This is a genomic window from Streptomyces sp. NPDC093260, from assembly GCF_040683715.1.
GTDB classification, from domain to species: Bacteria; Actinomycetota; Actinomycetes; order Streptomycetales; family Streptomycetaceae; genus Streptomyces; species Streptomyces sennicomposti.
Window position 1 is genome coordinate 144,119 of the sequence record NZ_JBFBEK010000008.1, and the last position, 24,687, is coordinate 168,805.

Annotated in this window: 18 protein-coding genes; 12 read left to right on the top strand and 6 right to left on the bottom strand. The window is 74.0% G+C overall.

Annotated features, from left to right (window positions below):
• Positions 1-104: 104 nt before the first annotated feature.
• Positions 105-530, bottom strand: coding sequence for a pyridoxamine 5'-phosphate oxidase family protein (locus AB0N63_RS12780; RefSeq protein ID WP_365527880.1), 426 nt, complete (start codon positions 528-530; stop codon positions 105-107).
• A 398-nt stretch (positions 531-928) separates the two neighbouring features.
• On the opposite strand from AB0N63_RS12780, the gene AB0N63_RS12785 reads away from it, so the two are divergent.
• Positions 929-4,018: an NPCBM/NEW2 domain-containing protein gene (locus AB0N63_RS12785; RefSeq protein ID WP_365527883.1), complete on the top strand. Its 3,090-nt coding sequence runs from the start codon at positions 929-931 to the stop codon at positions 4,016-4,018.
• 130 nt (positions 4,019-4,148) lie between these two features.
• Complete coding sequence (locus tag AB0N63_RS12790) at positions 4,149-7,376, top strand: SpoIIE family protein phosphatase (protein WP_365527886.1); 3,228 nt, start codon at positions 4,149-4,151, stop codon at positions 7,374-7,376.
• Between the two features lie 70 nt (positions 7,377-7,446).
• On the opposite strand, the gene AB0N63_RS12795 is transcribed toward AB0N63_RS12790, so the two are convergent.
• The gene (locus AB0N63_RS12795; protein WP_365527888.1) at positions 7,447-8,316 is read right to left on the bottom strand and encodes an SGNH/GDSL hydrolase family protein; all 870 of its coding nucleotides are present in this window, start codon (positions 8,314-8,316) and stop codon (positions 7,447-7,449) included.
• Between the two features lie 549 nt (positions 8,317-8,865).
• Between AB0N63_RS12795 and AB0N63_RS12800 the strand changes: the two genes are divergently transcribed.
• The 9 genes from AB0N63_RS12800 (at position 8,866) to AB0N63_RS12840 (ending at position 19,526) form a co-directional block, all read left to right on the top strand.
• Positions 8,866-9,390 (top strand): hypothetical protein, encoded by a 525-nt coding sequence (locus AB0N63_RS12800; RefSeq protein WP_233359617.1) that lies wholly within the window; start codon positions 8,866-8,868, stop codon positions 9,388-9,390.
• A gap of 395 nt (positions 9,391-9,785) precedes the next feature.
• A complete protein-coding gene (locus AB0N63_RS12805) occupies positions 9,786-11,921 on the top strand; it encodes a hypothetical protein (protein WP_365527891.1) in 2,136 nt (711 codons plus the stop codon).
• 90 nt (positions 11,922-12,011) lie between these two features.
• Positions 12,012-13,673 (top strand): GT4 family glycosyltransferase PelF, encoded by a 1,662-nt coding sequence (pelF, locus tag AB0N63_RS12810; RefSeq protein WP_365527893.1) that lies wholly within the window; start codon positions 12,012-12,014, stop codon positions 13,671-13,673.
• A complete protein-coding gene (locus AB0N63_RS12815; protein ID WP_365527896.1) occupies positions 13,670-15,076 on the top strand; it encodes a hypothetical protein in 1,407 nt (468 codons plus the stop codon). Before pelF ends, AB0N63_RS12815 begins: the two co-directional genes overlap by 4 nt.
• Positions 15,077-15,267: 191 nt before the next feature.
• The gene (locus tag AB0N63_RS12820; protein ID WP_365527899.1) at positions 15,268-16,269 is read left to right on the top strand and encodes a GDP-mannose 4,6-dehydratase; all 1,002 of its coding nucleotides are present in this window, start codon (positions 15,268-15,270) and stop codon (positions 16,267-16,269) included.
• 30 nt (positions 16,270-16,299) lie between these two features.
• Complete coding sequence (locus AB0N63_RS12825; protein WP_365527901.1) at positions 16,300-17,013, top strand: sugar phosphate nucleotidyltransferase; 714 nt, start codon at positions 16,300-16,302, stop codon at positions 17,011-17,013.
• A gap of 7 nt (positions 17,014-17,020) precedes the next feature.
• Positions 17,021-17,950 (top strand): NAD-dependent epimerase/dehydratase, encoded by a 930-nt coding sequence (locus tag AB0N63_RS12830; RefSeq protein WP_365527903.1) that lies wholly within the window; start codon positions 17,021-17,023, stop codon positions 17,948-17,950.
• Complete coding sequence (locus tag AB0N63_RS12835) at positions 17,947-18,609, top strand: spherulation-specific family 4 protein (protein WP_365527904.1); 663 nt, start codon at positions 17,947-17,949, stop codon at positions 18,607-18,609. Before AB0N63_RS12830 ends, AB0N63_RS12835 begins: the two co-directional genes overlap by 4 nt.
• Entirely contained in the window at positions 18,606-19,526 is a 921-nt protein-coding gene (locus tag AB0N63_RS12840) for an endo alpha-1,4 polygalactosaminidase (RefSeq protein WP_365527907.1), read from the top strand. Before AB0N63_RS12835 ends, AB0N63_RS12840 begins: the two co-directional genes overlap by 4 nt.
• Positions 19,527-19,548: 22 nt before the next feature.
• On the opposite strand, the gene AB0N63_RS12845 is transcribed toward AB0N63_RS12840, so the two are convergent.
• The 3 genes from AB0N63_RS12845 to AB0N63_RS12855 all read right to left on the bottom strand — a co-directional run bounded on the left by AB0N63_RS12845 (position 19,549) and on the right by AB0N63_RS12855 (position 22,854).
• On the bottom strand, positions 19,549-20,745 hold the full coding sequence (locus tag AB0N63_RS12845) for a cytochrome P450 (RefSeq protein ID WP_365527909.1): 1,197 nt from the start codon (positions 20,743-20,745) through the stop codon (positions 19,549-19,551).
• Positions 20,746-20,925: 180 nt separating this feature from the next.
• Entirely contained in the window at positions 20,926-21,849 is a 924-nt protein-coding gene (locus AB0N63_RS12850) for a Rieske (2Fe-2S) protein (protein WP_365527911.1), read from the bottom strand.
• A 156-nt stretch (positions 21,850-22,005) separates the two neighbouring features.
• A complete protein-coding gene (locus AB0N63_RS12855; RefSeq protein WP_365527914.1) occupies positions 22,006-22,854 on the bottom strand; it encodes an SAM-dependent methyltransferase in 849 nt (282 codons plus the stop codon).
• Between the two features lie 67 nt (positions 22,855-22,921).
• Here AB0N63_RS12855 and AB0N63_RS12860 point away from each other — a divergent pair, with 67 nt between their 5' ends.
• Positions 22,922-23,338 (top strand): MarR family winged helix-turn-helix transcriptional regulator, encoded by a 417-nt coding sequence (locus tag AB0N63_RS12860; protein WP_365527917.1) that lies wholly within the window; start codon positions 22,922-22,924, stop codon positions 23,336-23,338.
• 65 nt (positions 23,339-23,403) lie between these two features.
• Here the strand turns inward: AB0N63_RS12860 and AB0N63_RS12865 are convergent, their stop codons facing one another.
• The gene (locus AB0N63_RS12865; RefSeq protein WP_365527919.1) at positions 23,404-24,597 is read right to left on the bottom strand and encodes a spore photoproduct lyase family protein; all 1,194 of its coding nucleotides are present in this window, start codon (positions 24,595-24,597) and stop codon (positions 23,404-23,406) included.
• Positions 24,598-24,687: the final 90 nt, after the last annotated feature.

Below are 24,687 nucleotides of genomic sequence, written 5' to 3' on the forward strand. Positions count from 1 at the left end.
ATGTTGATCTCCCTTTATTGTGGACGGCATTGTGCTGCACGGCACTGACATTGCCGTCCGTCGGCGCGGCCCGGATCGTCGGCGGGCCGGCGGCGGGCGTCAGGTCACACGGACCCGAGGTCGGAGGAGAGCCAGCGCTCCGGGCGCATGCGGACGACGACCTGCTCGCCGTGGTTCTTCCAGGCCGCGTCGACATAGGCGTCGACCTTGTCGGCCGGAAGGTAGCGGGCCGACATCTCGCGCAGCAACTCGACGGTGGCGGGCGACGTCCCGGTGACCGGTCCCTCCACGGAGACGTAGCGGACGGTGGGTTCGATCCGTTCGACCATCAGCGAGAACCGGCCCGCCGCGCCGATGAGCCGGTTCTTGCGGGAGTGCAGTCCGGTCATGATCCATACGTCGCCGCCCGGCGCGTACTGGTACCAGATGGGCACCGTCAGCGGAGCTCGTCCCGCACCGGCGTCGACCGCCAGCGCGGCGATGTGCGGCTCGGCGAGGAAGCTCTCGCGCTCTTGCGGGGTCAGGGGCATGTCGATGTCCTCCAGGGGTCGGGACCGGACGTCCGCCAGCAGCCTTCCCCGCGCCGACGACTTCACCACCGGCGGCCGTGCCGCGCCCCCCCGCCCGACCCGGTTCCTCACCCGCGTGTCCGACGCGTCCGGTCCGGGCGCGCGGTCCGGTCCGCGCGCACACGGTCTGGTCAGAGTGACGGGATGTGCGCTATACCATCCCTCGCATGCTTGTTTCTGCTCGCTTTCAGCTCATAGCAAGCAGGTTCAATCATCACACGCCACGGCGCCACCTCTGTGGCAGCACGGCAGCACGGCGGATTCGAGCACCACGGCACCATCACGGCACCAAGGCAGTTCCAGTACCGGGTCCCGGTAGGTCCGGACCCGCGCCGATCGACGTGTGCGAAGGGATCGACATGACCGTTCCACCCCGCAGACGCACAACCACGGGTTCCCGAGGGGCGGTTCTGGCCGCCGCCGCGGTGCTGGCGGTGCTCGGGACGACCGCGGCCGGGCCGGCCGCACCGGCAGCCGGCACGTCGGCGGACGCCGCCGCGACCGACACCGTCATCGGCGCGGTCACCGGCTTCTCCCGGTCGGGCGCCGTCTACACCTTCACCGCGGGCGCGGCGAAGGCGCGCGTCTCGTTCGTCTCCGCCGACACCCTCCGCATCGAGGCGGCGCCCGACGGGACCTTCACCGACCCGGTCGGCGACGACATCGTGCTGCCCCAGGGCAAGCCGCCGGCCACGCGCTGGTCCGACCGCGGGGACCGCTACGAACTGTCCACGGACAAGGTGACGCTGCGGGTGTACGGGTCGCCGCTGCGGTTCGCCCTGTACCGGGCCGACGGCACCCGGCTGTGGGCGGAGAGCCGTGGCCTCAGCTGGAACGGCACGGCCACCACCCAGACCCTCGCGCGCGGCGCCGACGAGCAGTTCTACGGCGCGGGCGAGCAGAACGGCAGCGGCAACACCTCGCACCGCGGCAAGACCCTGGAAGTCGGCGTCGACTACGACTGGAACGAGGGCGGCCATCCCAACTCCGTTCCCTTCTACCTTTCTTCGGCGGGCTACGGCGTCTACCGCAACACCTACGCCCCCGGCGCCTACGCCTTCACCGACCCGGTCACCACCACCGAGCGGGAAAACCGGTTCGACGCCTACTACTTCGCCGGCGACTCCGCCAAGGACGTCATCGGCGCGTACACGAAGCTCACCGGCCGCCCGATGCTGCCCCCGGTCTACGGCCTCGAAGTCGGCGACTCCGACTGCTATCTGCACAACGCCAACAGGGGCGAGCGGCACACCCTGGACGCGCTGAAGGTCGCGGAGGACTACAAGAAGAACGACATGCCGCTGGGCTGGATGCTCGTCAACGACGGTTACGGCTGCGGCTACGAGGACCTCGCCGAGACGGCCGAAGGCCTCAACTCCCGTGACGCGCAGCTGGGGTTGTGGACCGAGGACGGCCTCGACAAGCTGGCCGACCAGGTCAGGGCGGGCCAGCGGGTGGCCAAGCTGGACGTGGCCTGGGTGGGCGACGGCTACAAGTTCGCCCTGGACGGCTGCAAGGCCGCCTACCGGGGGATCGAGGACAACAGCGACGCGCGCGGTTTCACCTGGGCGCCGGAGAGCTGGGCGGGCGCGCAGCGCTGCGGGGTGCAGTGGAGCGGCGACCAGTCCGGCAGCTGGGACTACATCCGCTGGCAGATACCCACGTACGCGGGCGCCACCATGTCCGGCCTCGCCTACACCACCGGCGACGTGGACGGCATCTTCGGCGGCAGCGCCAAGACGTACACCCGCGACCTGGAGTGGAAGTCGTTCCTGCCGGCCGTGATGACGATGGACGGCTGGGCCGCCGAGGACAAACAGCCGTACCAGTACGGCGAGCCGTACACCGGCATCAACCGCAGGTACCTGAAGCTGAAGGAGTCCCTGCTGCCGTACATGTACACGTACGCGGCCGAGGCCAACCGGACCGGCGTCGGCCCCGTGCGGCCGTTGGCGCTGGAGTACCCGCACGACCCGAACGCGGCCGGCGCCGCCGCCACGTACGAGTTCCTGACCGGTGAGGACTTCCTCGTCGCCCCCGTGTACAGCGACACCTCCGTGCGCGACGGCATCTACCTGCCCGCGGGCGACTGGATCGACTACTGGTCCGGCCGCACCTACCACGGCCCGACCACGGTGGACGGCTACCAGGCCCCGCTGGACACCCTGCCGCTGTTCGTGAAGGCGGGCGCGACGATCCCGATGTGGCCGGGCGTCAACTCCTACCGTGACCGCACCGCTGACTCCCCGCTCGCCTGGGACCTCTACCCGCAGGGCCACAGCTCCTTCACCCTCTACGAGGACGACGGCGTCACCCGCAGCCACCGAGCGGGCGCGTACTCCGAGCAGCCGGTGACCGTGACCGCGCCGCGCAGCGGCGCCGGGGCGGTGCGCATCGCGGTCGGGGCGGCCAAGGGGAACTTCGCCGGGAAGCAGCAGAGCCGCCCGTACGCGTTCACCGTGCACACCGGCTCGTCGCCGCGGCACGTCGCCCTGGACGGCCGTGCCCTCCCCAGGGCCGCCTCGAAGGCCGCCTTCGACGCCGCCGCCGAGGGCTGGTGGTACGACGCCTCGGACCGGGCCGGGGTCGTCCGGGTCAAGACCCGCTCCCTGAGCACCGCCCGCGCCTTCCGCGTCGACCTCGACGGGGCGAGCGCGGTCGGCGGCAAGGTCCCGGCGGCGACCGGCACCGTGGCGCTCACCCCGCCCGGGGAGCTGGGCGCCGGGGTGTCCGGCAAGGTCACGGTCGACTTCACCGCGGGCCGCACGGGCAGCACCGCGACCACGCTCTCGGTGACCGCCCCGCAGGGCTGGACCGTATCGTCCGAGCGCACCGTCGGCCGGCTGAAGCCGGGCGAGCGGACCAGCGCGGACTTCACCGTGACGGCGCCGGCCGGGGCCACGGCGGGCGAGGCCGTCCTGACCGGCACGGCCGGGTACCGCGCGGCGGGCGAGGACCACGTCACCGCACAGCGGACCGCCGTGCGCACCATGCCCGCCCCTCCCGGTGAGGACAGCTGGGCCGGTGATCTGCCCTGGCTGAACTCCGTCAACGGCTACGGGCCGGCCGAGCGCGACCGCAGCAACGGCGAGTCGGCCGCCGGCGACGGCCACACCCTCACCCTGAACGGCACCGTCTACGCCAAGGGCATCGGGGTGCACGCCGACTCCGACATCGAGTTCTGGCTCGGCGGCCGGTGCGCCTCGCTGACCGCGACCGCCGGCATCGACGACGAGATCAACGGCTACGGCGGGGTGTCCTTCTCGGTCGTCGCCGACGGGAAGACCGTGTGGACCTCGCCGGCGGTGAGCGGGAAGTCCGATCCGCTGCCGGTGGACGTGCCGCTGGCGCGCGCCCGCCACGTCCATCTGGTGGTCACCGACACCGACGGCACGAAGTCCGGCGACCACGGCGACTGGGCGGACGCGAAGTTCCACTGCGCCGCCTGAGGCGGCCGGCCCACACGTGGCCGCCCCCGTCGCTCCGTACGGGGGCGGCCACACATGCGGCGCGCGGGCAGGGCCGGCGGGCGCGGGAGCGTGCCGAGCGGATGCGACGCCGTCCGCTTACGCTGGCTGGGTGGAGTCGCACCCAACTCCTCCGGACGGTCACGGCAACCGGGAGCCGCCGGTCGCCGGTGTACGTCCGGAGATCCTCGCCTCCTGGCAGCGTTCGCACTCGCTCGGCATCGACCAGGAGGGCGTGACGCTGCCCGTCGAACGCGACCTGGATCCGGACTCCCGACTGCTCAGGGCCGCCGCGCCGGTGCTGGACCGGCTGCGCCGGCGCTTCACCGGCCTCCCGGTGACCATCGCGCTGGCCGACTCGCACGCGCGGCTCGTGGACCGGCGCGGCGACCCGGCGGGACTGGACCTGATGGACGCGGCCTCGCTGGTGCCGGGCGCCAACGTCGACGAGCGCTTCATGGGGACCAGCAGCGTCAGCATGGTACTGAGCACCCGGGCGCCGTTCGTCGTCGTCGGCCAGGAGCACTTCCTGCACAACCTCAAGGAGCTGACCTGCATGGCCGCGCCGGTGCGCGACCCAGTGGGCGGCGGTGTTCAGGGCGCGGTCAACCTCTCCGTGCCCCGGATGCTGGGCGAGCCCGGGATGGCGCTGGTGCTCCAGGACGCCACCGAGCGCATCGGAGAACGGCTGCTGAAGCTGAGCACGGCCCGCGAACGCGAGCTGATGCGGTCCTTCCACCGGGCCAGGAGGGTCAGTGGAGCGGTACATCTCCACATCGGCTCGGGCGAACTTCTGCGGCCCGGCGGACCGGCGCCCGAGCTGAGTCCGCAGGAGCGGATGGCGCTGCTGGAGCGGGCCATCGAGCTGATCTCCGCCAGCGGCGAGGCGTACGCCGAGGTGCCACTTGCGGGCGGGCGCGTCGCCCTGCTGCGCCGCCGGGAGCTGCAGCACGGCGAGGCGGACGGCGCGGCGGTGGAGGTCGGGTTCGTGGACCGGCGCGGTGGTGCGTCCGGCGCGGTCGCCGTGACCGCGACCGCGCCGGACGGCCGTGAGGTGCCGCTGCTGGGCCTTCCCGATCCCTCGGCGGGCGGTCCGGCCGCCGCCGGGCTGTTCGCGCCGGTGGCGCCCGCGCCGCACGGACGGGAGCGGATCGAACCGCCGGTGCCGGGGCCGGGCATACCGGGACCGGCCGGGAACGGAATGCCCGCGCACGGGGTGGAGGGGACCGGAGTGCCCGCGCACGGCGCGGAAGACGTGGCCCCCAGGCCGGGGAAGGCGGGGCCGTACGAACCGCCGCCCACCGGGGCGGACCGGCAACCGTCCTCCCCCGTCGCGCCGGGCCAGGGTCAGCCCCGCACCGTCACCGAGCCGGACCGAGGCCGACCCCCCGCCATCACCAAACCTGAGGCGAGCGGTGCGCCCGCCACCGGACGGGGCGAGGGCCCGCCACCCGGCGCCGAACCGGGTGGGAGCCCGCCGTCCGGTGCCGAGCCGCCGGCGAGCCCGCTGTCCGACGCGGAGCCCGCCGACCGGTGGTTGTTGCTGGTCGGCGAGCCGGGGGTCGGCCGGATCGCCGCGGAGGCGCGCGGCCGGCTGTCCCTGCTGAACGAGGCGGGCGTCCGCCTCGGCACCAGCCTGGACATGCGGCGCACCGCCGAGGAGCTGGCGAAGATCGCCGTGCCGGGCTTCGCGGACCTGGTCGTCGTCGATCTGGTCGAGAGCGCCCTGACGGGCGAGGAGCCACCGCTCGGCCGGCCGTGGCCGGAGGCGGGGCTGCGCCGGGTGGCGGCCTGGGCGGGCGAGGAGTACGGCGACACGTCGGTCGACGGCGTGGACCGGCCCGTGGAGTATCCGGTCGGTACGCCCCAGGCGCGGTGTCTGGAGACGGAGGGGCCGGTCGCCGACTCCGTGCCGACAGCGGCGCTGGCCGGGCTTCCGGCCCGGGGCGTGCACCCGGTGGAGCTGCTCGGCGAGGGCGTGCACCATTATCTGGGCGCGCCGTTGTGCGCCCGCGGCTGTCTGCTGGGCCTGGCGGGTTTCTACCGGCGCGGCGGCGAGCGGCCGTTCGAGCAGGACGATCTGACGCTCGCGGGCGAGCTGGCCGCCCGGGCCGCGATCAGCGTGGACAACGCCCGCCACTACCGCCGGGAGCACCAGGCGTCGCTGACCTTGCAGCGCAGTCTGCTGCCGCGCGCGCTGCCCAGGGTCAGCGCCGTCGGCCTGGCCTCGCGGTATCTGCCCGCGGACGCCCGGGCGGGGGTGGGCGGGGACTGGTTCGACGCGATCCCGCTGTCCGGGATGCGGGTGGCGCTCGTCGTCGGGGACGTGCCCGGCAACGGACTCCAGGCGGCGGCGACCATGGGCCGGCTGCGTACGGCGGTGCAGACGCTGGCCCGACAGGACCTGCTGCCGGAGGAGGTGCTGACCCATCTGGACGACCTGGTCAGCCACACCCTGACCGAGCCGGACGGCTCCCCGGACGGGGAACAGGACCCGGCGACCGGGGCGACCTGCCTGTACGCCGTCTACGACCCGGTGTCCTGCCGCTGCACGGCGGCGCGTGCCGGGCATCCGCCTCCCGCGCTGCTGCCCCCGGACGGCGAGGCGCGGCTGCTCGACCTTCCGGCCGGGCCGCCGCTCGGGCTCGGCGGGATGCAGCCGTACGAGTCCGCCACCGTCGAGGTGCCGGCCGGCAGTCTGCTGGCGCTGTACACGGACGGCCTGCTCAAGGAGGAGCGCGGCTACGGGGACACCGACGCCCGCCTGTCCCGGCTGCTGGCCTCCCTTGACGAGTCGGGTCCGGCGCTGGAGGACGTCTGCGAGGGGGTGACGCGGACGCTGCTGCCCGGCGGCCCGCACGACGACGTGGCCCTGTTGCTCGCCCGCGTCCACGCGCTGCCCGAGGACCGGGTGGCGTCCTGGGAGTTCGCGTCCGATCCTTCGGTGGTGGCACGGGCCAGGGCGGTGACCTCGGCGCAGCTGGCGGCGTGGGGCATGGCGGAGCTGGAGGCCAGTACGAGCCTGGTGGTCAGCGAGCTGGTCACCAACGCGGTGCGCTACGGCGGCCAGGGCCCCGTGGGACTGCGGCTGCTGCGCGGCGACTCGCTGATCTGCGAGGTGTCGGACCGCAGCAACTCCTCGCCGCGGATCCGGCGGGCGGCCACGACCGAGGAGGGCGGCCGCGGGCTGTTCCTGGTGGCGCAGTACACCAAGAGCTGGGGCGCCCGTTACATGCGGCAGGGCAAGACGGTGTGGGCCGAGCAGGCCCCGCACGGCGGACCGGCCGAGCCGGAGATCGACGAGCAGGCGCTGCTGGACATGTTCGACGACCTGGACTGACCGCGTGGCCGGAGCCTCGACCGGGCCGATGGCCGGTCCGGACCGGTGACCGGGGCCGGGCCGCCGCGGGTCAGCCGAGACCGAGCACGCTCATGGTCCGTTCGGCCATGCGCCGTTCGCCGAGGGCGTTGGGGTGGACGGGGACGATGTTGCTGCCGAACAGCAGCGGTTCGATCCAGCGGGTGCCCTCGGGCTTGCAGGCGTCGTGGCCCTCGGAGACCTGGGCGAAGTCCACGTAGGTGGCGCCGCTCTCCTCGGCGGCGTGGCGCACGACGTCGTTCAGGTGTGCCTGGATGCCGCGCAGATAGGCCACGTCCCCGGAGGCCACGGGCAGCTTCACGAAGCAGGACGGGTCGGGAGCGGCCGGGGTGATCCACGGGTAACCCAGCACCGCCACGCGGGCGTTGGGGGCCTTGTCGCGGACGGCGCGCAGGGCGGACCTGAGCGCGGGGTAGGTGTTGGCGTCGATCTGGTCGTCGAAGAGGGTGCCGTTCTTGTCCCGGCAGGGGCTGCCGGTGCCGCCGCTGAGTACGCCCGCCGTGGCGCAGGAGGTCAGGGCGTTGATGAAGGTGCCGTTGTCGTTGCCGCCGATGGTCAGGGTGACCAGGCCGGTGTCCGCGCCGAGCGCCTGGACCTGCGGGGCGACGCCCGGGTACTGGGACTCGGTGAAGTCCTTCGTCTGGGCGCCTCCGCAGGTCACGTCCTTGAGACGGGCGCCGGTCCGGGCGGCGACGACGTGCGGGTAGTCGGCCGTGGAGCGCAGGCAGAGCAGGTTGCTGAGGTCCACGGGCAGGACACCGGAACCGGCGCTGTAGCTGTCGCCGAGGGCGACGTAGTCCAGGGGGGCGGCGGCCTGGGCGGTGCCGCCGTGGAGGCCCAGGGCCAGCGCCCCGGCAGCGATTGTCGCGGTCATGACATGACGCAGGCTACGCTTCGGCATGTGCTCTCTCTTCTTCTCGGGAGGCGGGCGCGAGGAGGCGGGCAGGGCGGCGCCCGTGGGGTGGGCTCACGTGCGGAAGTGCGACGGCTGGAGCGGTACGCACCGGGCCGCGCGGAGGGGCGCGCCGACGGTCACGAAGGAGCGGCGCGGTAGCTACCGACAGGTTCTACCGTTAGGTAATGTGCAGCGGTCGCGAGAGCCGGTCAACATCGCGGACCGAAGTTCTTGAAACACTCACAACCGGGCCGCCGCCCAGGCCGTCGAGAACCCCGGCCCTCGCCGCACCCGCTGCCCTATCCCCGCCTGAAGGTCAGGTACGCGCCAAAGTGGGTCCGCGCGGACCCGGACGTTCCGGCCGCGGCGAGACCCGACATCCTTGCGGAATCACTCCGTCACCATGCCGGTACAGTGGGTGTTCGAGTGTCGCACACCCGGTTGCACACCACCCCCACCGCACCTTCACGCCGCGCACACCTTCGGCCAGGCCGGGTGCGGGGCGGCAGGCGAGGGGCAGACGGGGCGGCTGCCGCTTCTCTAGCCTCCCGGGCCATGCGATCACCTCTGATGCGGCGCTTCGGCCTCGCCACGGTCCTCGGTCTCGTCCTCGCCGTCTTCGGTCTCGCCCCCAGCGCGAGCGCGGACCCGGCCCCGGCCGCCCTGACGTTCTCCACCGACACCGCGACCACCACCCCCGGCGGCACGGTCCAGCTGTCCATGACGCTGACCAACAACCGGACCTACGACGTCTGGTTCGTCTACCAGACGATCGACCCGACCTGGCTGACCACCCAGCGGCCCGACCTGAAGTACAGCTTCACCGGCTGCTCACTGGCCACGGCCGCCGGCAGCACCCCCTGTTCCGGCACCGGTCCGGCCAACCTCGGCGCCAACTACGGCGCGACGATCCCGCCCGGCCAGAGCCGCACCGTCACCCTGACCCTGCAGATCGCCGCCGACTCGGGCTGCAACGGCAACATCGGCTTCTACTCGTACTACTACGCCGAGTTCAGCGACAGCACGAACACCAACGGCGGCCCGGTCTACACGCCGGACGTCCGGGTGGCCTGCGCCTGAGGGCCCGGAGGCGCCGTCCGCGACGACCTGATTTCGGCCGGAAGCCGACGAGCCGGCACGGCCCGCGCCGGCGGCGCCCCACCGGCGGACCGGAGACGGTCCGCCGGTGCACGCACCCGCCCCGACCTGCGCACCCGCCACCGCGGACCCTCTCGTGCCACGGCCGGCACCGGGCGACCGCCAGCGCGTCCAAGGCCGGGGGCCGGCACCGTGGTCACCTGCGTTTTTCCGTCAGGACGCGCAAGACGGCCACGAAAGTCACACAAACCCATCACCATATGACGCGACGGATGTGCGACGACCGGTCTCGAGGGGATGCCGGCGCCGCACAAGGGGGTGCGTCCGCTCCGCGGAGCTGTGCTCACCCCTGCCCGGGGGGAGAGGACTTCACCGCAATGAAGCGGACCATTCGCACCACCGCGCTCACGGTGGGCGCGCTCGTCGCCGCGCTGGGGCTGCCCGCCGGCGCCGCGCACGCAGACGCCACCGCGCCCCGCGTCGATCTGCGCACGCTGATCGTCAGCGACGGCGGTCCCGCCACCGATGCGATAGCCGCCGAGTTGGACACGGCCGGAACGCCCTACACCGAGATCGACCTGACGCAGTCCAAAAGACCCGTGATCGACGCCGCCTTCCTCGCGGACACGGTGGACGGCCGGCCGCGGGCCAAGTACCAGGCCGTCGTCCTGCCCAACGACAATCCGTTCCCGGCGGGCTCCGCCGAGATGACGGCCCTGGCATCCTACGAGCAGGCCTACGGCGTCCCTCAGGTGGACGCCTACACGTACGCGCGCCCCGAGGCGGGACTGCAGTACCCGACCGCCGGCGGCTATTCCGGCAGCATCGACGGCGTCCAGGCCGAGGTGACGGCGGCGGGCAAGGCGGGTCCCTTCGGCTACCTCAAGGGGGCCGTGCCCTTTGAGGACAACTCCCCGACCGTGGGCGAGAGTTACGCCTACCTCGCGCAGCCGGCGCCGGGCGCCGACTTCACCCCGTACGTCCAGGCCCCGATCCCGGGCCGGTCCGCCAGCGGTTCGCTGGTCGGCGAGTACCGGCACGACGGGCGGCGCGAACTCGTCGTCACCTTCGTCTACAACCAGTACCAGGAGCAGTTCCGCCTGCTGGCCCGGGGCATCGTGGAGTGGATGACCGGCGACGTGCACCTGGGCGCGACCCGCAACTACTTCGCCGTGCACGTGGACGACGTGTTCGCGGCCGACGACCGCTGGGACACGCGGCTCAACTGCACGCCGGGCGACGTCGACTGCCCCGTCGGCGAGGGCACCCCCGACCCCATCCGCATGACCCCGGCCGACGTCGACCACGCCACCGCCTGGGAGCAGCAGCACGGTTTCACCCTCGACCTGGTCTACAACGGCGCCGGCAGCGTCGACCAGCGGTCGGACAACGACGGCGTCGACCTGCTGGCCGACAAGCTGATCGCCGACCGCGACGAGTTCCGCTGGGTCAACCACACCTACACGCACGCCTTCCTCGGCTGCCGGCAGGACGTCACGGTGGTGCCCTGGAGGTGCGACACCAACGCCGACGGCAGCACCAAGTGGGTCAGCCGGCAGGACATCTCCGACGAGATCGCGCTCAACCGGGTCTGGGGGCGGAGCGCCGGGCTGCCGCTGCAGAACGACGAGTTGGTCACCGGCGAGCACTCCGGGCTGAGGATCCTGCCGCAGCAGCCGGCCGACAACCCCAACCTGGGCCCGGCGCTCGCCGACAACGGCGTCACCTGGCTCGCCTCCGACAACTCCCGTGACCCGGTGCAGCGTCAGGTCGGTCCCGCCACGACCGTCTCCCGCTACCCGATGAACGTGTTCTACAACGCCGGGCACGCGAGCGAACAGGTCGACGAGTACAACTGGATCTACACCAGCCGCGCGCAGGGCGGCAGCGGCATCTGCGAGGACAACCCGGCCACCACCACCTGTCTGCCGGCCCCGTTGGACACCGCCACCGGCTACAGCGACCACATCGTGCCGCTGGAGACGCGGATCGCCCTCGGCCACGTGCTGGCCGGCGACCCCAAGCCGCACTTCATCCACCAGTCCAACCTCGCCGAGGACCGTCTCGCCTACCCGGTGCTGAACGGAGTGCTGGACGGCTACCACGCCCTGTTCACCGACGGCACCCCCCTGGTGAACCTCCGGATGAAGGACATCGGCGCCGAGCTGAAGCGGCGCGCCGCCTGGCAGACGGCCGTGCGGTCCGGCCAGGTGAGCGCGTACCGCATCGGCGGCACCGTCACGGTGACGGCCCCGGGCGGCGTGGCGGTCACCGCCACCCTGCCCGCCGGCGCCACCCTGAACGGCACCGCGTTCGGCACGCCGTACGCGGGCGCGGTCTCCGGCTGGGTCCCCTCCGCCGGGCAGCCGCTGACCCTCACCGTGCCCTCCTCCACCCCGGCGACCGCCGCCGTCCACGGCGGCGCCGGCCACGGACCGGTCACCGCTCCCGCGCCCCGCACCCGGGTGCCCGCGGGGGTGAGCCGGCCGGCCGCCGGAACCACGGCGAGCTGAACGGCGCACCCTCCCCTCCCCCGGTCCCGGCCGCCACGACGCGGCCGGGACCGGCACGACCACCCCACTCCTCGGCCGTGGAGCACCTGGATGCACGTTCACCGCGGCGCGCGCCGCACCGACCCGGCACGCGTCACCCTGCTCACCGAAGGCACCTATCCGCACAGTCACGGCGGCGTCAGCGTCTGGTGCGACCAGCTCGTCCAGGGCATGCCCGACCTGGAGTTCGACGTGCTCGCCGTCACCGGCACCGGCCGTGAGCCCCTCGTGTGGGACCTGCCCGCCCACGTGACCCGCGTGCTGTCGGTCCCCATGTGGGGCGCCCCGCCCGAGGGCCGCCCGCCGCGCGGGCGCGCCCGCAACCGGCTCACCGCCGCCTACGAGCACTTCCTGACCGCGCTGCTCGACCCGTGCGCCGAGGACGGCTTCGCCCCCGCCCTGTACACGATGGCGCGCGCCGCCGCCGACGGCGCGCTGAGCCCCTTCCTCCGCGGCGACCGGGCGGTCTCCGTGCTGAGCGCCGTGTGGAACCGGCCCGGGCTGGTGGTGCGCGAGGCCCGGCCGACCCTGCACGACGCGCTCACCGCCACCGGCCTGCTGGAGCACGCGCTGCGGCCGCTGGCCGCGCCGCCGCCGGACGGCTCGGTGGCGCATGCCGTCAGCGGCGGGGTCGCGGTGCTGCCCGGTCTCGCCGCGCTCGAACGGCACGGCACCCCCCTGCTGCTGACCGAGCACGGCGTCTATCTGCGCGAGCGCTACCTCGGCTACCGCACCGCGCCGTACCGCTGGCCGGTGAAGGCGGTCGTCCTCGGTTTCTTCCGGCTGCTGGCCGAGGAGAGTTACCGCAGGGCGGCGCTGATCACCCCGGGCAACCGCTACAACCGGCTGTGGGAGGAGGAGGGCGGCGCCGATCCGCAGGCGATCCGCACCGTCTACAACGGCGTGGACCCGGCCGCCTTCCCGCCGGCCGGCCCCGAACCGGAGACGCCCACGCTCAGCTGGGCGGGCCGGGTCGACCCGATCAAGGACCTGGAGACCCTGATCCGCGCGTTCGCCCTGGTGCGGGCCGAACTCCCCGAGGCGCGGCTGCGGTTGTTCGGCGGCACGCCGCGCGGCGGCGAGGGCTACCGGGAGCGCTGCGAGGCGCTGGCCGCGGAACTCGGGCAGGCGGACGCCGTCCGCTTCGAGGGCCGGGTGGAGGACATCAAGGACGCCTACGCCGCCGGCAACGTGGTGATGCTGTCCAGCATCAGCGAGGGCTTCCCGTTCACGCTGATCGAGGCCATGTCGTGCGGCCGGGCCACCGTCTCCACCGATGTGGGCGGGGTGCGGGAGGCCGTCGGCGACACCGGCCTGGTGGTGCCGCCGCGCGACGCGGACGCCATGGCCGCCGCCGCGCTGCGGCTGCTCGGCGATCCCGGTCGCCGCCGGGCGATGGGCGAGGCAGCGCGGCTGCGGGTCATCGAGCAGTTCACGCTGCGCCAGACCATCGACACCTTCCGCTCCATCTATCTGGAGCTGTCCGAGCGGCGGCCAAAACCGGCGCCGGTCGCCCGGGAAGACGTTCTCGCGGTCGCGGCGGGGGCGGGGCATCCGGCACGTGCGGGAGGTTCCGCGGATCCGGGACGCCCAGCGGGTCCGGCAGGCCCCGGAGGTACCTGGAGCCCCGCCGGCGTTCCGACGATCGCTCCGGCTCCGGCCGAGGCGCCCGCGTCCCCGGCCGGGCCGGTCGCGGGGAGCGTGGCGATATGAGCGGGCCACTCTCCCTGGAACCGGGCGGGGCGGAGCAGGACACGCTGGCGCTCCGCCTGGCCGGGCCCCGCCGCGTCCGGCCGCGCCGGGCGGACGACAGCACCCTCGCCCTGCGCCGGCCGCGGCTCGGCCCCGACGAGGGGGAGATCAGCCGGCTCGCCGCCGAACTGGCCGACCGCGTCGGCCCGGCCGTCCACCCCTACGAGGTCGCCGCGCTGCTGGAGGCGGAGGGCCTGTCCGCCGACGTCATCCGGCACCGGTACGGGCACCCGAACCTGTTCTCCCTGGCGTCGGCGCTCTACGAGCGGGTTCCGCGCACCTTCCCCGAGCCCGCGCCGGCGAGCGACCCATGGCGGCCCGACCATGTGCGCTGCCTGCTGCGCGGCGTGCTGTTCGCGCTGCCCGGACTGGCCTATCTGCTCGCCGGGCCGCTGTGGCACCCCGGCACACATGTGTCCGCGCTCGTCGTGGCCGGCATCGTCTCCTGGGCGTGGGGCCAGGCCCTAGGCCACCGCGCCCACCTGCGGATGGCCACCGGCCGCCGGGAGGCCGCCCGCACCCTGCTGACCGGCGCCCCGGTGGGCGCCGTCCTGGCCACGGCCGCCGCCGCCCCGCTGACCGGCGGCCCGACGGTCCTGTGGGTGGTGGCGGCGCAGTCGGCGTATCTGGCGGCGGCGGGAGTGCTGCTGGTACTGGCCCGGGAACGGTGGCTGCTGGCCGCGCTCGGTCCGCTGGTGGCCGGCGCCGCGCTGCTGCCGTGGTGGGAGCCGCCGGCGCCGGTGCGCGCCGGCCTGCCGCTGCTCGCGATGGCGGCCACGCTGGCCGCCACGGGCCGGGCGCTGTCGGTCGTCCTCGCGGTCCCGGCCGCCGCCGACGGCCCGCGCCCGCGCCTGGCGGTGTCCCTGCCGTACGGCCTGTTCGGTCTGGCCGCGGCGGTCCTGGTGCTGCTGGAGGGCCGGCGGCACCCGTACGCGGTGATCGCGCTGACGGTGAGCATGGGGCCGGCCGAGTGGCTGCTCTACCGCTACCGCGGCTGGTCGGTGGCGGCGCTGCGCCGGGCCGCGACGCCCGCCGGCTTCCTGCTGCGCTCGGCCGGCATCCTCGGCCTGTGCCTGCTGGCCTATCTGGCGCCGCTGGTGCCCGCGGCGCTGCTCACCGGCGCACCACCGGCCGAACTGCTGTTCCTGGCCGCCACGTTGTGGACGGCACTGCTGCTCCAGGCGTTCGGGGCGGCCTGGCCGCCGGCCGGGGTCTGCGTCCTGGCCGCGGGCGGCGCGGGCGCGGCCGCGGCGCTGCGCCTGCCACCCGGGGCGGCCGCGCTGCCCCTGTGCTGCGGCGTCGCCGCCCTGTGTCTGTCGGCGTGTGTGCTGCGGCTGCTCGGCCGCCCGGCTCCACACATGTGACCGGCGGGCCGCCCAGCGACCCGGCCGCCCTCCCCGGATCCGGCGGTCACACCCGCTGACGCACTCCATGGCACCGCCCCGGGAAACACCCGCGTGAACACCTCGAAGCCACCCGGCACGCATCTCCCGAAACACCCGCGCAGACGCCCCGCACGCCGCAACCGAAGCAACCCATCTGAAAGGAACACGAGTTGACATCCGCACCGCTCGCCGCCGTCACCGGAGCCGAGGGTTTCATCGGCTCCCACCTCACCGAGGCGCTGGTCGCCTCGGGCCACCGGGTCAGGGCCATGGCCCAGTACAACTCCTTCTCCTCCTACGGCTGGCTGGAGACCCTGTCCGCCGACGTCCTGGACCAGGTGGAGATCGTCCTCGGCGACGTCCGCGACCCCGGGTCCGTCCGCGGCCTGCTCGACGGGGCCGACTGCGCCTACCACCTGGCCGCCCTGATCGCGATCCCCTACTCCTACCAGGCGCCGCACAGCTACGTGGACACCAACGTCACCGGCACCCTCAACGTGCTGGAGGCGGTCCGCGCCCTCGGCACACCGCGCCTGGTGCACACCTCCACCAGCGAGACGTACGGCACGGCGCAGACCGTGCCGATCACCGAGGACCACCCGATCAACACCCAGTCCCCGTACGCCGCCTCGAAGGCGGGCGGGGACCGGCTCGCCGACAGCTACCACGCGAGCTTCGACACCCCGGTGGTGACCCTGCGGCCCTTCAACACCTTCGGTCCGCGCCAGTCGATGCGCGCGGTGATCCCCACCGTCATCGGCCAGGTGGCGGCCGGGCAGCGCACCATCACCCTCGGCGACCTGCGGCCCACCCGCGACTTCACCTTCGTCAAGGACACCGCGCAGGCCTTCCTCGCCGTGGGCACGGCCGACGCCGGACGAGTGGTGGGCCGCACGTTCAACGCGGGCACCGGCGGGGAGATCTCGGTCGGCGACCTCGTCGCGCTGATCGGCAAGGTGATGGACACCCCGCTGGACGTGCGCGAGGACTCCGAGCGGCTGCGCCCGGCGAACTCGGAGGTGATGCGACTGGTCGCGGACGCGACGCGGCTGGCCGAGGCCACCGGCTGGCGGCCCGCGCACACCCTGGAGCAGGGGCTCGCCCACACCGTGGAGTTCTTCCGCGACCCGGCCAACCTGGCCCGCTACAAGACCGGCATCTACAACATCTGACCCGTCGGCACGTCCACGAAGGAGAGGCCCATGCACGCAGTGATACTGGCCGGAGGCAAGGGCGTCCGGCTGCGGCCCTACACCACGGCGCTGCCCAAGCCGCTCGTGCCCATCGGCGACCAGCACGCCATCCTGGAGATCGTGCTGCGCCAGCTCTCCGCGGCCGGCTTCGCCAGCTGCACCATCGCCATCGGCCATCTGGGCGAGATCATCCGCGCCTACGTCGGCGACGGCTCCCAGTGGGGCATGCGCGTCGACTACTCCACCGAGGAGAGCCCGCTCGGCACCATGGGACCGCTGCTGACCATGCGGGACCGGCTGCCCGAGACGTTCCTGGTGATGAACGGCGACGTCCTCACCGACCTCGACTACGCCGACGTGCTGCGCCGGCACCGCGCCTCGGACGCCCCGCTGACCATCGCGACGTACGCCCGCCAGGTGCACATCGACTTCGGGGTGCTGACCACAAACGCCAGCAAGGTGGTCGCGTTCACCGAGAAGCCCAAGATGGACTACCGCGTCTCCATGGGCGTGTACGGGCTGTCCCGGGCCACGCTCGACGGCTACACACCCGGCCTGCCGCTGGGCTTCGACGAACTCGTGCTCGACCTGCTCGCCGACGGACGTCCGCCGCACGCCTACGAGTTCGACGGATACTGGCTGGACATCGGCCGTCCCGACGACTACGACCGGGCGAACGCCGAGTTCACCACCCGCAAGTCGCTGCTGCTCAAGGGAGCCTGAGCCCCCCATGCGCATTCTCGTCCTCGGCCGCACCGGATACCTCGGGCGCCATGTCGCCGGACACCTGCGGGGCCTGCGCGGCGCCCTGGTGTCCGGCGCCGGCCGCACACCGGGGGCCGGCGCCGGCCTCCGGATCGACCTCGGCCGCGACCCGGTCGGGCGGGTGGCCGGGCTGATCGCCTCGGCGGCCCCGGACGCCGTCGTCAACTGCGCGGGCGCGACCGGCGGCGACGCCGTCACCCTCGCGGAGGTCAACGCCCGCGGCCCGGCCGTGCTCGCCGCCGCGCTGCGCGAGGCGGCGCCCGCCGCCCGGCTGGTGCACCTCGGCTCCGCCGCCGAGTACGGGCCGGGCACGCCGGGGACGAGGGTGACCGAGTCGGCGGCCACCCGCCCGGTCGGCCCGTACGGGGCCACCAAGCTGGCGGGCACGGTCGCGGTGACCGGCTCCGGGCTGGACGCGGTGGTGCTGCGGGTGGGCAACCCGGTGGGGCCCGGCGCGCCGGTCAGCGGGCTGCCCGGCCGGATCGCCTCGCTGCTGCGCACGGCCGGCCCGGACGCCGGCGCGGTGCTGCGGCTGGGCGATCTGTCGGCGTACCGCGACTTCGTCGACGTACGCGACGTGGCCCGGGCCGTGGAGCTCGCCGTCACGGCGGCCGGGCCGCTGCCGCCGGTGCTCAACATCGGCGGCGGCGAGGCCGTCCGGGTGCGCGAGCTGGTGCGGCGCCTGGCGGACACGGCGCGTTTCGCCGGGCGGATCGAGGAGGACGGGGGCGGCTCGGACCGCTCGGCCGAGGTGTCCTGGCAGTGCTCCGACATCACCGCCGCCGACGCCGCCCTCGGCTGGCGGCCCCGGCACACCCTCGCCGAGTCGCTGGCCGCGCTGTGGGCCGCGGCGCGGGCGCACCCGCGCGATCCGGGAGGCGACGGCACACCGTGAGCCTGCTGATTCCGCTGTACGTCCACCCCGCCGAGGACCCCGGCGCCTGGCACCGGCTGATCAGGGCGGCGGCGCACACCTACGGGGTGGTGCTGAACCCCGCCAGCGGGCCGGGCGACGCCCCCGACCCGGCGTTCGCCTCGGTGGCGGGCGCGCTGCGGGAGGCCGGCGCGCGGCTGCTCGGGTACGTGGACACCGACTACGGGGCGCGCGACCCCGCCGAGGTCGCCGACGAGGTGCGCCGGCACCGGGAGTGGTACGCGGCCGACGGCTGCTTCCTGGATCGGGTGACCGCCGCGCCGGACGGGCTGGCCGCCTGCCGGCGGCTGGTCCGGGCGTCCCGCCGGCTCGGCGCCGGGACGGTGGTGCTGAACCCGGGTGTGCACCCCGCGCCCGGGTACGCCCGGCTCGCCGATCTGACGGTCACCTTCGAGGGGCACTGGTCGACCTATGTGTCGGCGTTCAGCCGCCCGTCGTGGACCGCCCGGCAGCAGCCCGGACGGCTCTGCCACCTCGTCTACGGCGTGCCTGAGGCTCTGGTGCCGCTGGCCGTGCGCACGGCACGCGAGCGCGGCGCGGCGGTCTGCGGCCCGGTGACGGGCGAACCCCCGAACCCGTGGGTCGAGTTGACCCCCGCGCTGACCGGGAGGGAGCGATGAGGAAGACCGCGAGGACGACACTCACAGGTGCGGCCGTGCTGGCAGCGCTGGCGCTTTCGGCGCTGACCGGCTGCTCGGGCACGGACCGCGGCGAGGGCACGCCCCGGCCGTCCGGCACGGGCGGTTCGGGCACCGCGCACGGCACGGGCGGCGCAGGCGGTACGGCGTCGGGGTCCGCGCGGCCCCCGGCGCCCGGTTCGTCCGGCGGCCCGCGCAAGGCCCTGTGGCGGCCGCGCCCGGGGCTGGCCTGGCAGTGGCAGCTCGACGGCAGGGTCGATCCCTCCACCGACGTGCCCGTCTACGACATCGACGGCTTCGAGAACTCCGCCGCGGACGTGGCCCGTCTGCACCACGCGGGCCGCAAGGTGATCTGCTACGTCAACGTCGGCTCCTGGGAGGACTTCCGGCCCGACAAGGACGCCTTCCCGCGCTCGGTGCTCGGTGGGACCAACGGCTGGAAGGGCGAGCGCTGGCTCGACATCCGCCGTCTGGACGTGCTGCGGCCGATCATGGAACGGCGGTTCGACATGTGCCGGGACAAGGGGTTCGACGCGGTCGAGCCCGACCTGGTGGAGGGCTACGGCAACCGCACCGGTTTCCCGCTCACCTCGCGCGACCAGCTGCGCTACAACCGGATGATCGCCGCGATCGCGCACGAGCGGGGCCTGTCGGTGGGGCTGAAGAACGACCTGCCGCAGATCCCCGCGCTGGTGGGCGACTTCGACTTCGCCGTCAACGAGGAGTGCGCGCAGTACGGCGAGTGCGGGCGGCTCACCCCGTTCATCGAGGCGGGCAAGGCGGTCTTCCATGTCGAGTACGCCGAACCGACCAGCAGCTTCTGCTCCCAGTCCCGGCGCCTGCACCTTTCGTCCATGCTGAAGAAGCCGGAACTCGGGGTGTGGCGCGAACCCTGCTGACGGCTCGTCAAGTCCGGTGCCTCTACCGCCCGAAGCGGACCGGCAGGCTGCGCGGGCCGCGGATCATCATGCCCGGACGCCAGGTGATCGCCGCCGGGTGGATGTCCAGGGCGAGGTCGGGGCACCGTTCCAGCAGGGTCCGGACGGCGATCCGCGCTTCCAGACGGGCCAGCGGCGCGCCCAGGCAGTAGTGGATGCCGTGGCCGAAGGCGACATGGCCGCGCGCGTCACGGCGGATGTCGAACCGGCCGGGGTCGGGGAAGCGCGCGGGGTCGCGGTCGGCGTCGGCGAGGGCGACGAGGACGAGTTCGCCGCCGCCGGGAACAGAGGTGCCGGCGAGGGTGACCGGTTCGGTGGTGAAGCGGTAGGTGGGGGTCTCCACCGGGCCGTCGTAGCGCAGCATCTCCTCGACGGCGCCGTCGACGAGGGAGAGGTCGGCGCGCAGGGCGGCCAGCTGGCCGGGGTGGGTGAGCAGGGCGAGGACGCCGTTGGAGATGAGGTTGACGGTGGTCTCGTGGCCGGCGACGAGCAGCAGCCAGGCCATGCCGACGAGTTCGTCGTGGGCGAGGCCGTCGCCGTTCTCGTCCGTGCCGTGGATCAGTCCGCTCAGGAGGTCGTCGCCGGGGTCGTCGCGCTTGGCGGCGACCAGGTCCTCGATGTACCGGGCCATCGCGGCCGCCGCGCCGCGGCGCTGTTCCGGGTCGGTGGCGCCGGTGGCGTCGTTGGACCAGGCGCGGAAGGAGTCGCGGTCGAGGTCGGGGACGCCGAGGAGTTCGCAGATGACGGAGATGGGCAGCGGGAAGGACAACGCCTCGACGAGGTCGGCGCGGCCGTCGGGCGCGGCGAGCATCGCGTCCAGGAGCGCGTCGGTGGTCTTCTGGACGCGCGGGGCGAGTCCTTCCACCCGGCGCGGGGTGAACTCGCGGGAGACCAGTCTGCGCAGCCGGGTGTGGTCCGGCGGGTCGGCGCGGAGCATATGGGGGCCGGAGGAGACGGAACCCAGCGGCAGGGCGGGGGACGCCTTGCTCCAGTCCTTGGTGAGCCTGGGGTCGGCGAGTGCGGCGCGGCCGGCCTCGTAGCCGACGACGAGCCACGCTTCGGCCCCGCCCTCCGGCATCCGGATGCGGTGCACCGGCCCCTCGGCCCGCAGCCGTGCGTAGACCGGGTAGGGGTCGCGGGTGAACGACTCGCCGAGCGCGGCGAGGTCGACGATGCTCACGGCTGCTGCCTCACTGGTCGGGGATGGATCTCCGGTCGGCGGGCCGCGGGACGCGCCGGCGTCCGGCCACCTTGCGACTCTAGCGCCAACTCCCCATTGTGGAGGCTGATCTGCCGGGGATGTCATGGCCGCGCCCCGTCCGAGGGCGGGCGGGGCGCGGGCGCGACGGGCAGGCGGCCGTCACGAGGTGCGCAGTCGGGCCTCGACCCGGTCGTCGACGATGCGGGTGTCGAAGGCGGGCTGGGGAGCGGTGGCCGGGCCCTGGACGTTCCAGCCGTCGGAGAGGCGGAAGACGCTGCCGTGCCAGGGGCAGCGCAGGCACCCGTTCTCGACGGTCCCCTCCGAGAGGGGGCCGGCCATGTGGCTGCAGCGTTCGGCGAGGACGTGCACCGTCCGGGGGCCCTCGCGGACCACGACGACGGCGATGCCGTCGATCTCGCGCTGCACGGGCCTGCCGTCGGGCAGGTCGGCGAGTTCGGCGACCGGGTGCCAGCCCGGGGAGACCAGGTGCGGCACGTGTTCGGCGTGGTTGGCTCCGGAGGCCTGGCGGTAGGCCAGGTGTCCGCCGAGCGCGCCGCCGACGGCGACCGCGCCGAGTCCGGCGAGGCCCAGCAGCTTCCCGCGTGCTTCCCGGCCGCGCAGGCGTGCGGTGAGCGATCCGGTGTACAGGGCGAGGGCCGCCATGTTGGCGGTGGCGTGGACGGCGCCGACGCGCATCTGCTGGCGGTGCAGCTCGGCCCAGTCGACCAGGCCGGAGACGGCGGCCGGCGTGGCGCTGAGCAGTCCGGTGGCGATCAGGGTGCGGACGGCTCGGCGCTGGCCCGGTACGAAGTCGAGGACGGCCGCCGACAGCCAGCTGCCGATGGGCAGCTGCACCATGAGCGGGTGCACGGGGTGGCCGAGCCACCGTCCGTGCAGGGCGTCGCGGACGGGCCCGAGGGGGACGCCGCGGACGGCGTCGCGGATCTTGTCGAGCATCCGGTCGGCTCCGGAGAACCGTTCGAGCCGGTCGACGGCGCGCAGGATGCGGCCGGGGCCGGCTTCGTCGGGCAGGAGACGGCCTGCTGCCGCCGCGACGCGGCGGGTGCGCGTGTTCTCTGTCATGGATGCCGAGTAGCCGCCTTGGGCGCGGGCAATCGGTCCGGTGCTCCGGGCGTCGGTCGGCGAGGCGCCGGAGGCGTGCCCGTGGGCGGTGCCGGGCCTGTGCGGATCCCGGGCTCGGCGGCTGCCGGCTCCGCGTGGACGCCGGCTCTGCGGCTGTCAGATCTGCGCGGATCCCGGCTCTGCGGCGCCCGCGTCCCGGTCGGGCGCCGTGCGCTCGGCGCTGATGAATCCGGCGGTGGTGACCCTCTGGGTGGGCCGGCCGTAGCCGGCGGCGACGGTGACGAGGTCGCTGACCTCCACGGACCATCCGTGGCGGGCGAGCCACTCGTGAGTGCCGGGGCCGAGTCCGCCCTTCCAGAGGTCGGTGATGGAGGCGAGCTCGGCCTCCCTCGGGGTGGCGCTCACGTCCCGGCCGCGCTCCAGGAAGAGCCGGCTGCGGGGCGCGGAGAGGGCGCCGACGGTCGACAGGAGGTGCGCGGCCTCGTGCTCGGCGAGATAGACCAGCAGCCCCTCGGCCAGCCATGCCGTCGGCCGGGCGGGGTCGAAACCGGCCCCGAGCAGCCGGTCGGGCCAGTCGTCGCCGAGCAGGTCGGCGGCGACCACGCTGCGCTCGCAACGGGCCTCGGCGGCCTCCTCGCCGAGGACGCGCTCCTTGAAGTCCAGCACGGGCGGGAGGTCCAGCTCGAACAGGCGGGTGCCCGGCCGCCAGTCCAGCCGGTGGGCCCGGGCGTCCAGGCCCGCGGCGAGGAGGACGACCTGGTCGCAGCCGGCGCCGAGGAGACGGTCGTCGTAGTAGCGGGTGCGGATCACCCCCTGGAAGGCGAGGGCCCTGGCGAAGCCTTCCGAGCGGCGGGCGGAGGGCATGGGCGTCCCGGAGGCGGCGACGAAGGCCACGGCGTACGGGTCGCGGAAGAGCGGGTCGGGCCGGGCGGTCTCGACGGCCCGGACCAGGGCCACGGACAGGGCGGTGCGCGAGACCGCGCTCAGGGGCTCGGAAGTCGTCATACCGGAAAACTACATCTGCGTCGATGCATCTGTGAAGATTCATCGGTACAGATGTAAACTGCGGCGCATGGATGGTGTACGGCTGCTCAGGCTCGGCAAGCGCCTCACGGACATCGGGCGCGACGTCGTGGCCCACCCCGCCTCGGGGAACACGCTCACCCCCGGGGAGATCGCCGTCGTCGCGGACGTGCTCAAGCATCCCGGGAGTTCGGTCCAAGACATCCGCGCCCGGACGGGCTTCGTGCAGAGCCATGTCTCCACGTCCGTCCAGCGGCTGCGGGAGCGGGGGCTGCTGGAGGCCGCCCCGGACCCCGCCGACGGCCGCCGCACGCTGCTGACCCTGACGGACCGGGCACGCCGCGCCGTCCACGAGCGCGCCACCCGCCCCGCCGAGGAGGCCGTCGCCGCCGCCCTGTCCGACCCCGCGAAGGCCCGCCGGGTCACCGAACTCCTGGACGAGCTGGCCGATCACCTGCTGCCCTGACCGGCCCGGTTGCGGACCTGACGCACACGGTGGCCGCGAGGAGCGGCACCGGACGGTCCCGGCGGTCAGAAGGCGTAGCGCGGGGTGAGCCAGGGCGCGTGGGCCGCGATCAGCTCGCGCAGCCGCTGTACGGCGGGACCCTTCACGCCGGTGCGGTAGCGGACGTTGCTGTCGCCGTTCTGCGACCGCTTGGCCTGCTGGAGATCGGGGCGCCACAGCAGGTCCTCGGCCAGCGGGTGCCAGCCGAGGTTGACCTCGTGCAGGCCGCGGTTGTGGGTGAGCAGGATGACCTCGGCGGCGGCCTGCGCCTTCACGGCCGGCGGCAGTACGTCGTCCAGGTGCCGCAGCAGCTCCGCCCAGTCCTCCTCCCAGCCGGGCCGCAGCACGACCGGCGACAGGTTGAAGTGCACCTCGTACCCCGCCTCCAGGAAGTCCCCGGCTGCGGCGATCCGCTCGGCGACCGGGCTGGAGCGGATGTCCAGCAGCCGGGAGTCCCGGGGCGGCATGACCGAGAACCGGATGCGGGTGCGCCCCCTCGGATCGAGGCGGAGCAGGTCGCGGTTGACGAACTTCGTGGCGAAGCTGGCCTTGGCGGTCGGCCGGCCGCGGAAGGCCCGGATCAGATCGGCGGTGTTGTCCGAGATCAGCGCGTCCACGGAGCAGTCGCCGTTCTCGCCGACGTCGTAGACCCAGGCGGCGGGGTCGCACTGGTTGGGTTCGGGCTTCACGCCCTGGCGGGCGATGTGCCGCTCCAGGTGGGCGACGATCCGGTCGATGTTGGTGAAGACGGTGATCGGGTTGGCGTAGCCCTTGCGGCGCGGTACGTAGCAGTAGGCACAGGCCATGGCGCAGCCGTTGGAGGCGCCGGGGGCGATCCAGTCGGCGGAGCGGCCGTTGGGGCGGGTGGTGAGCGTCTTGCGGACGCCGAGAACCAGGGTCTCGGTCTTCACCCGCACCCATCGCTCGACGTTGCCCTCGTTGCCGTGCAGGTGCGGGATGCGCCAGTGGGAGTCGACCTCGATCAGGCGGGCGTGCGGGAAGCGCGCCAGGATCTGCCGGCCGCGCGGCGAGGCCGCCGCCTCGGGTTCGGCGTGGATCTCGCGTACGTCGAGCAGGCGGACGGCTTCGGGGGACGGGGGCGCCGGCGGGGACTCGGAGGCGGGCTCGGTCCCGGTCCCGCCGTACAGGTCACCGAGGGGGAAGAGGCTCTCCTGCCGCGAGAGCTGCGGGCCTGGGGCGGCCTGGTCCGACGGGGGCATACGCGTTCCGGGGGGTGTGGACGTGCGACGGGCCCCTCCATTGTCCCGCGCCGGAACCGATCACCGCCCCACGCCACCGAACCGGTCGCC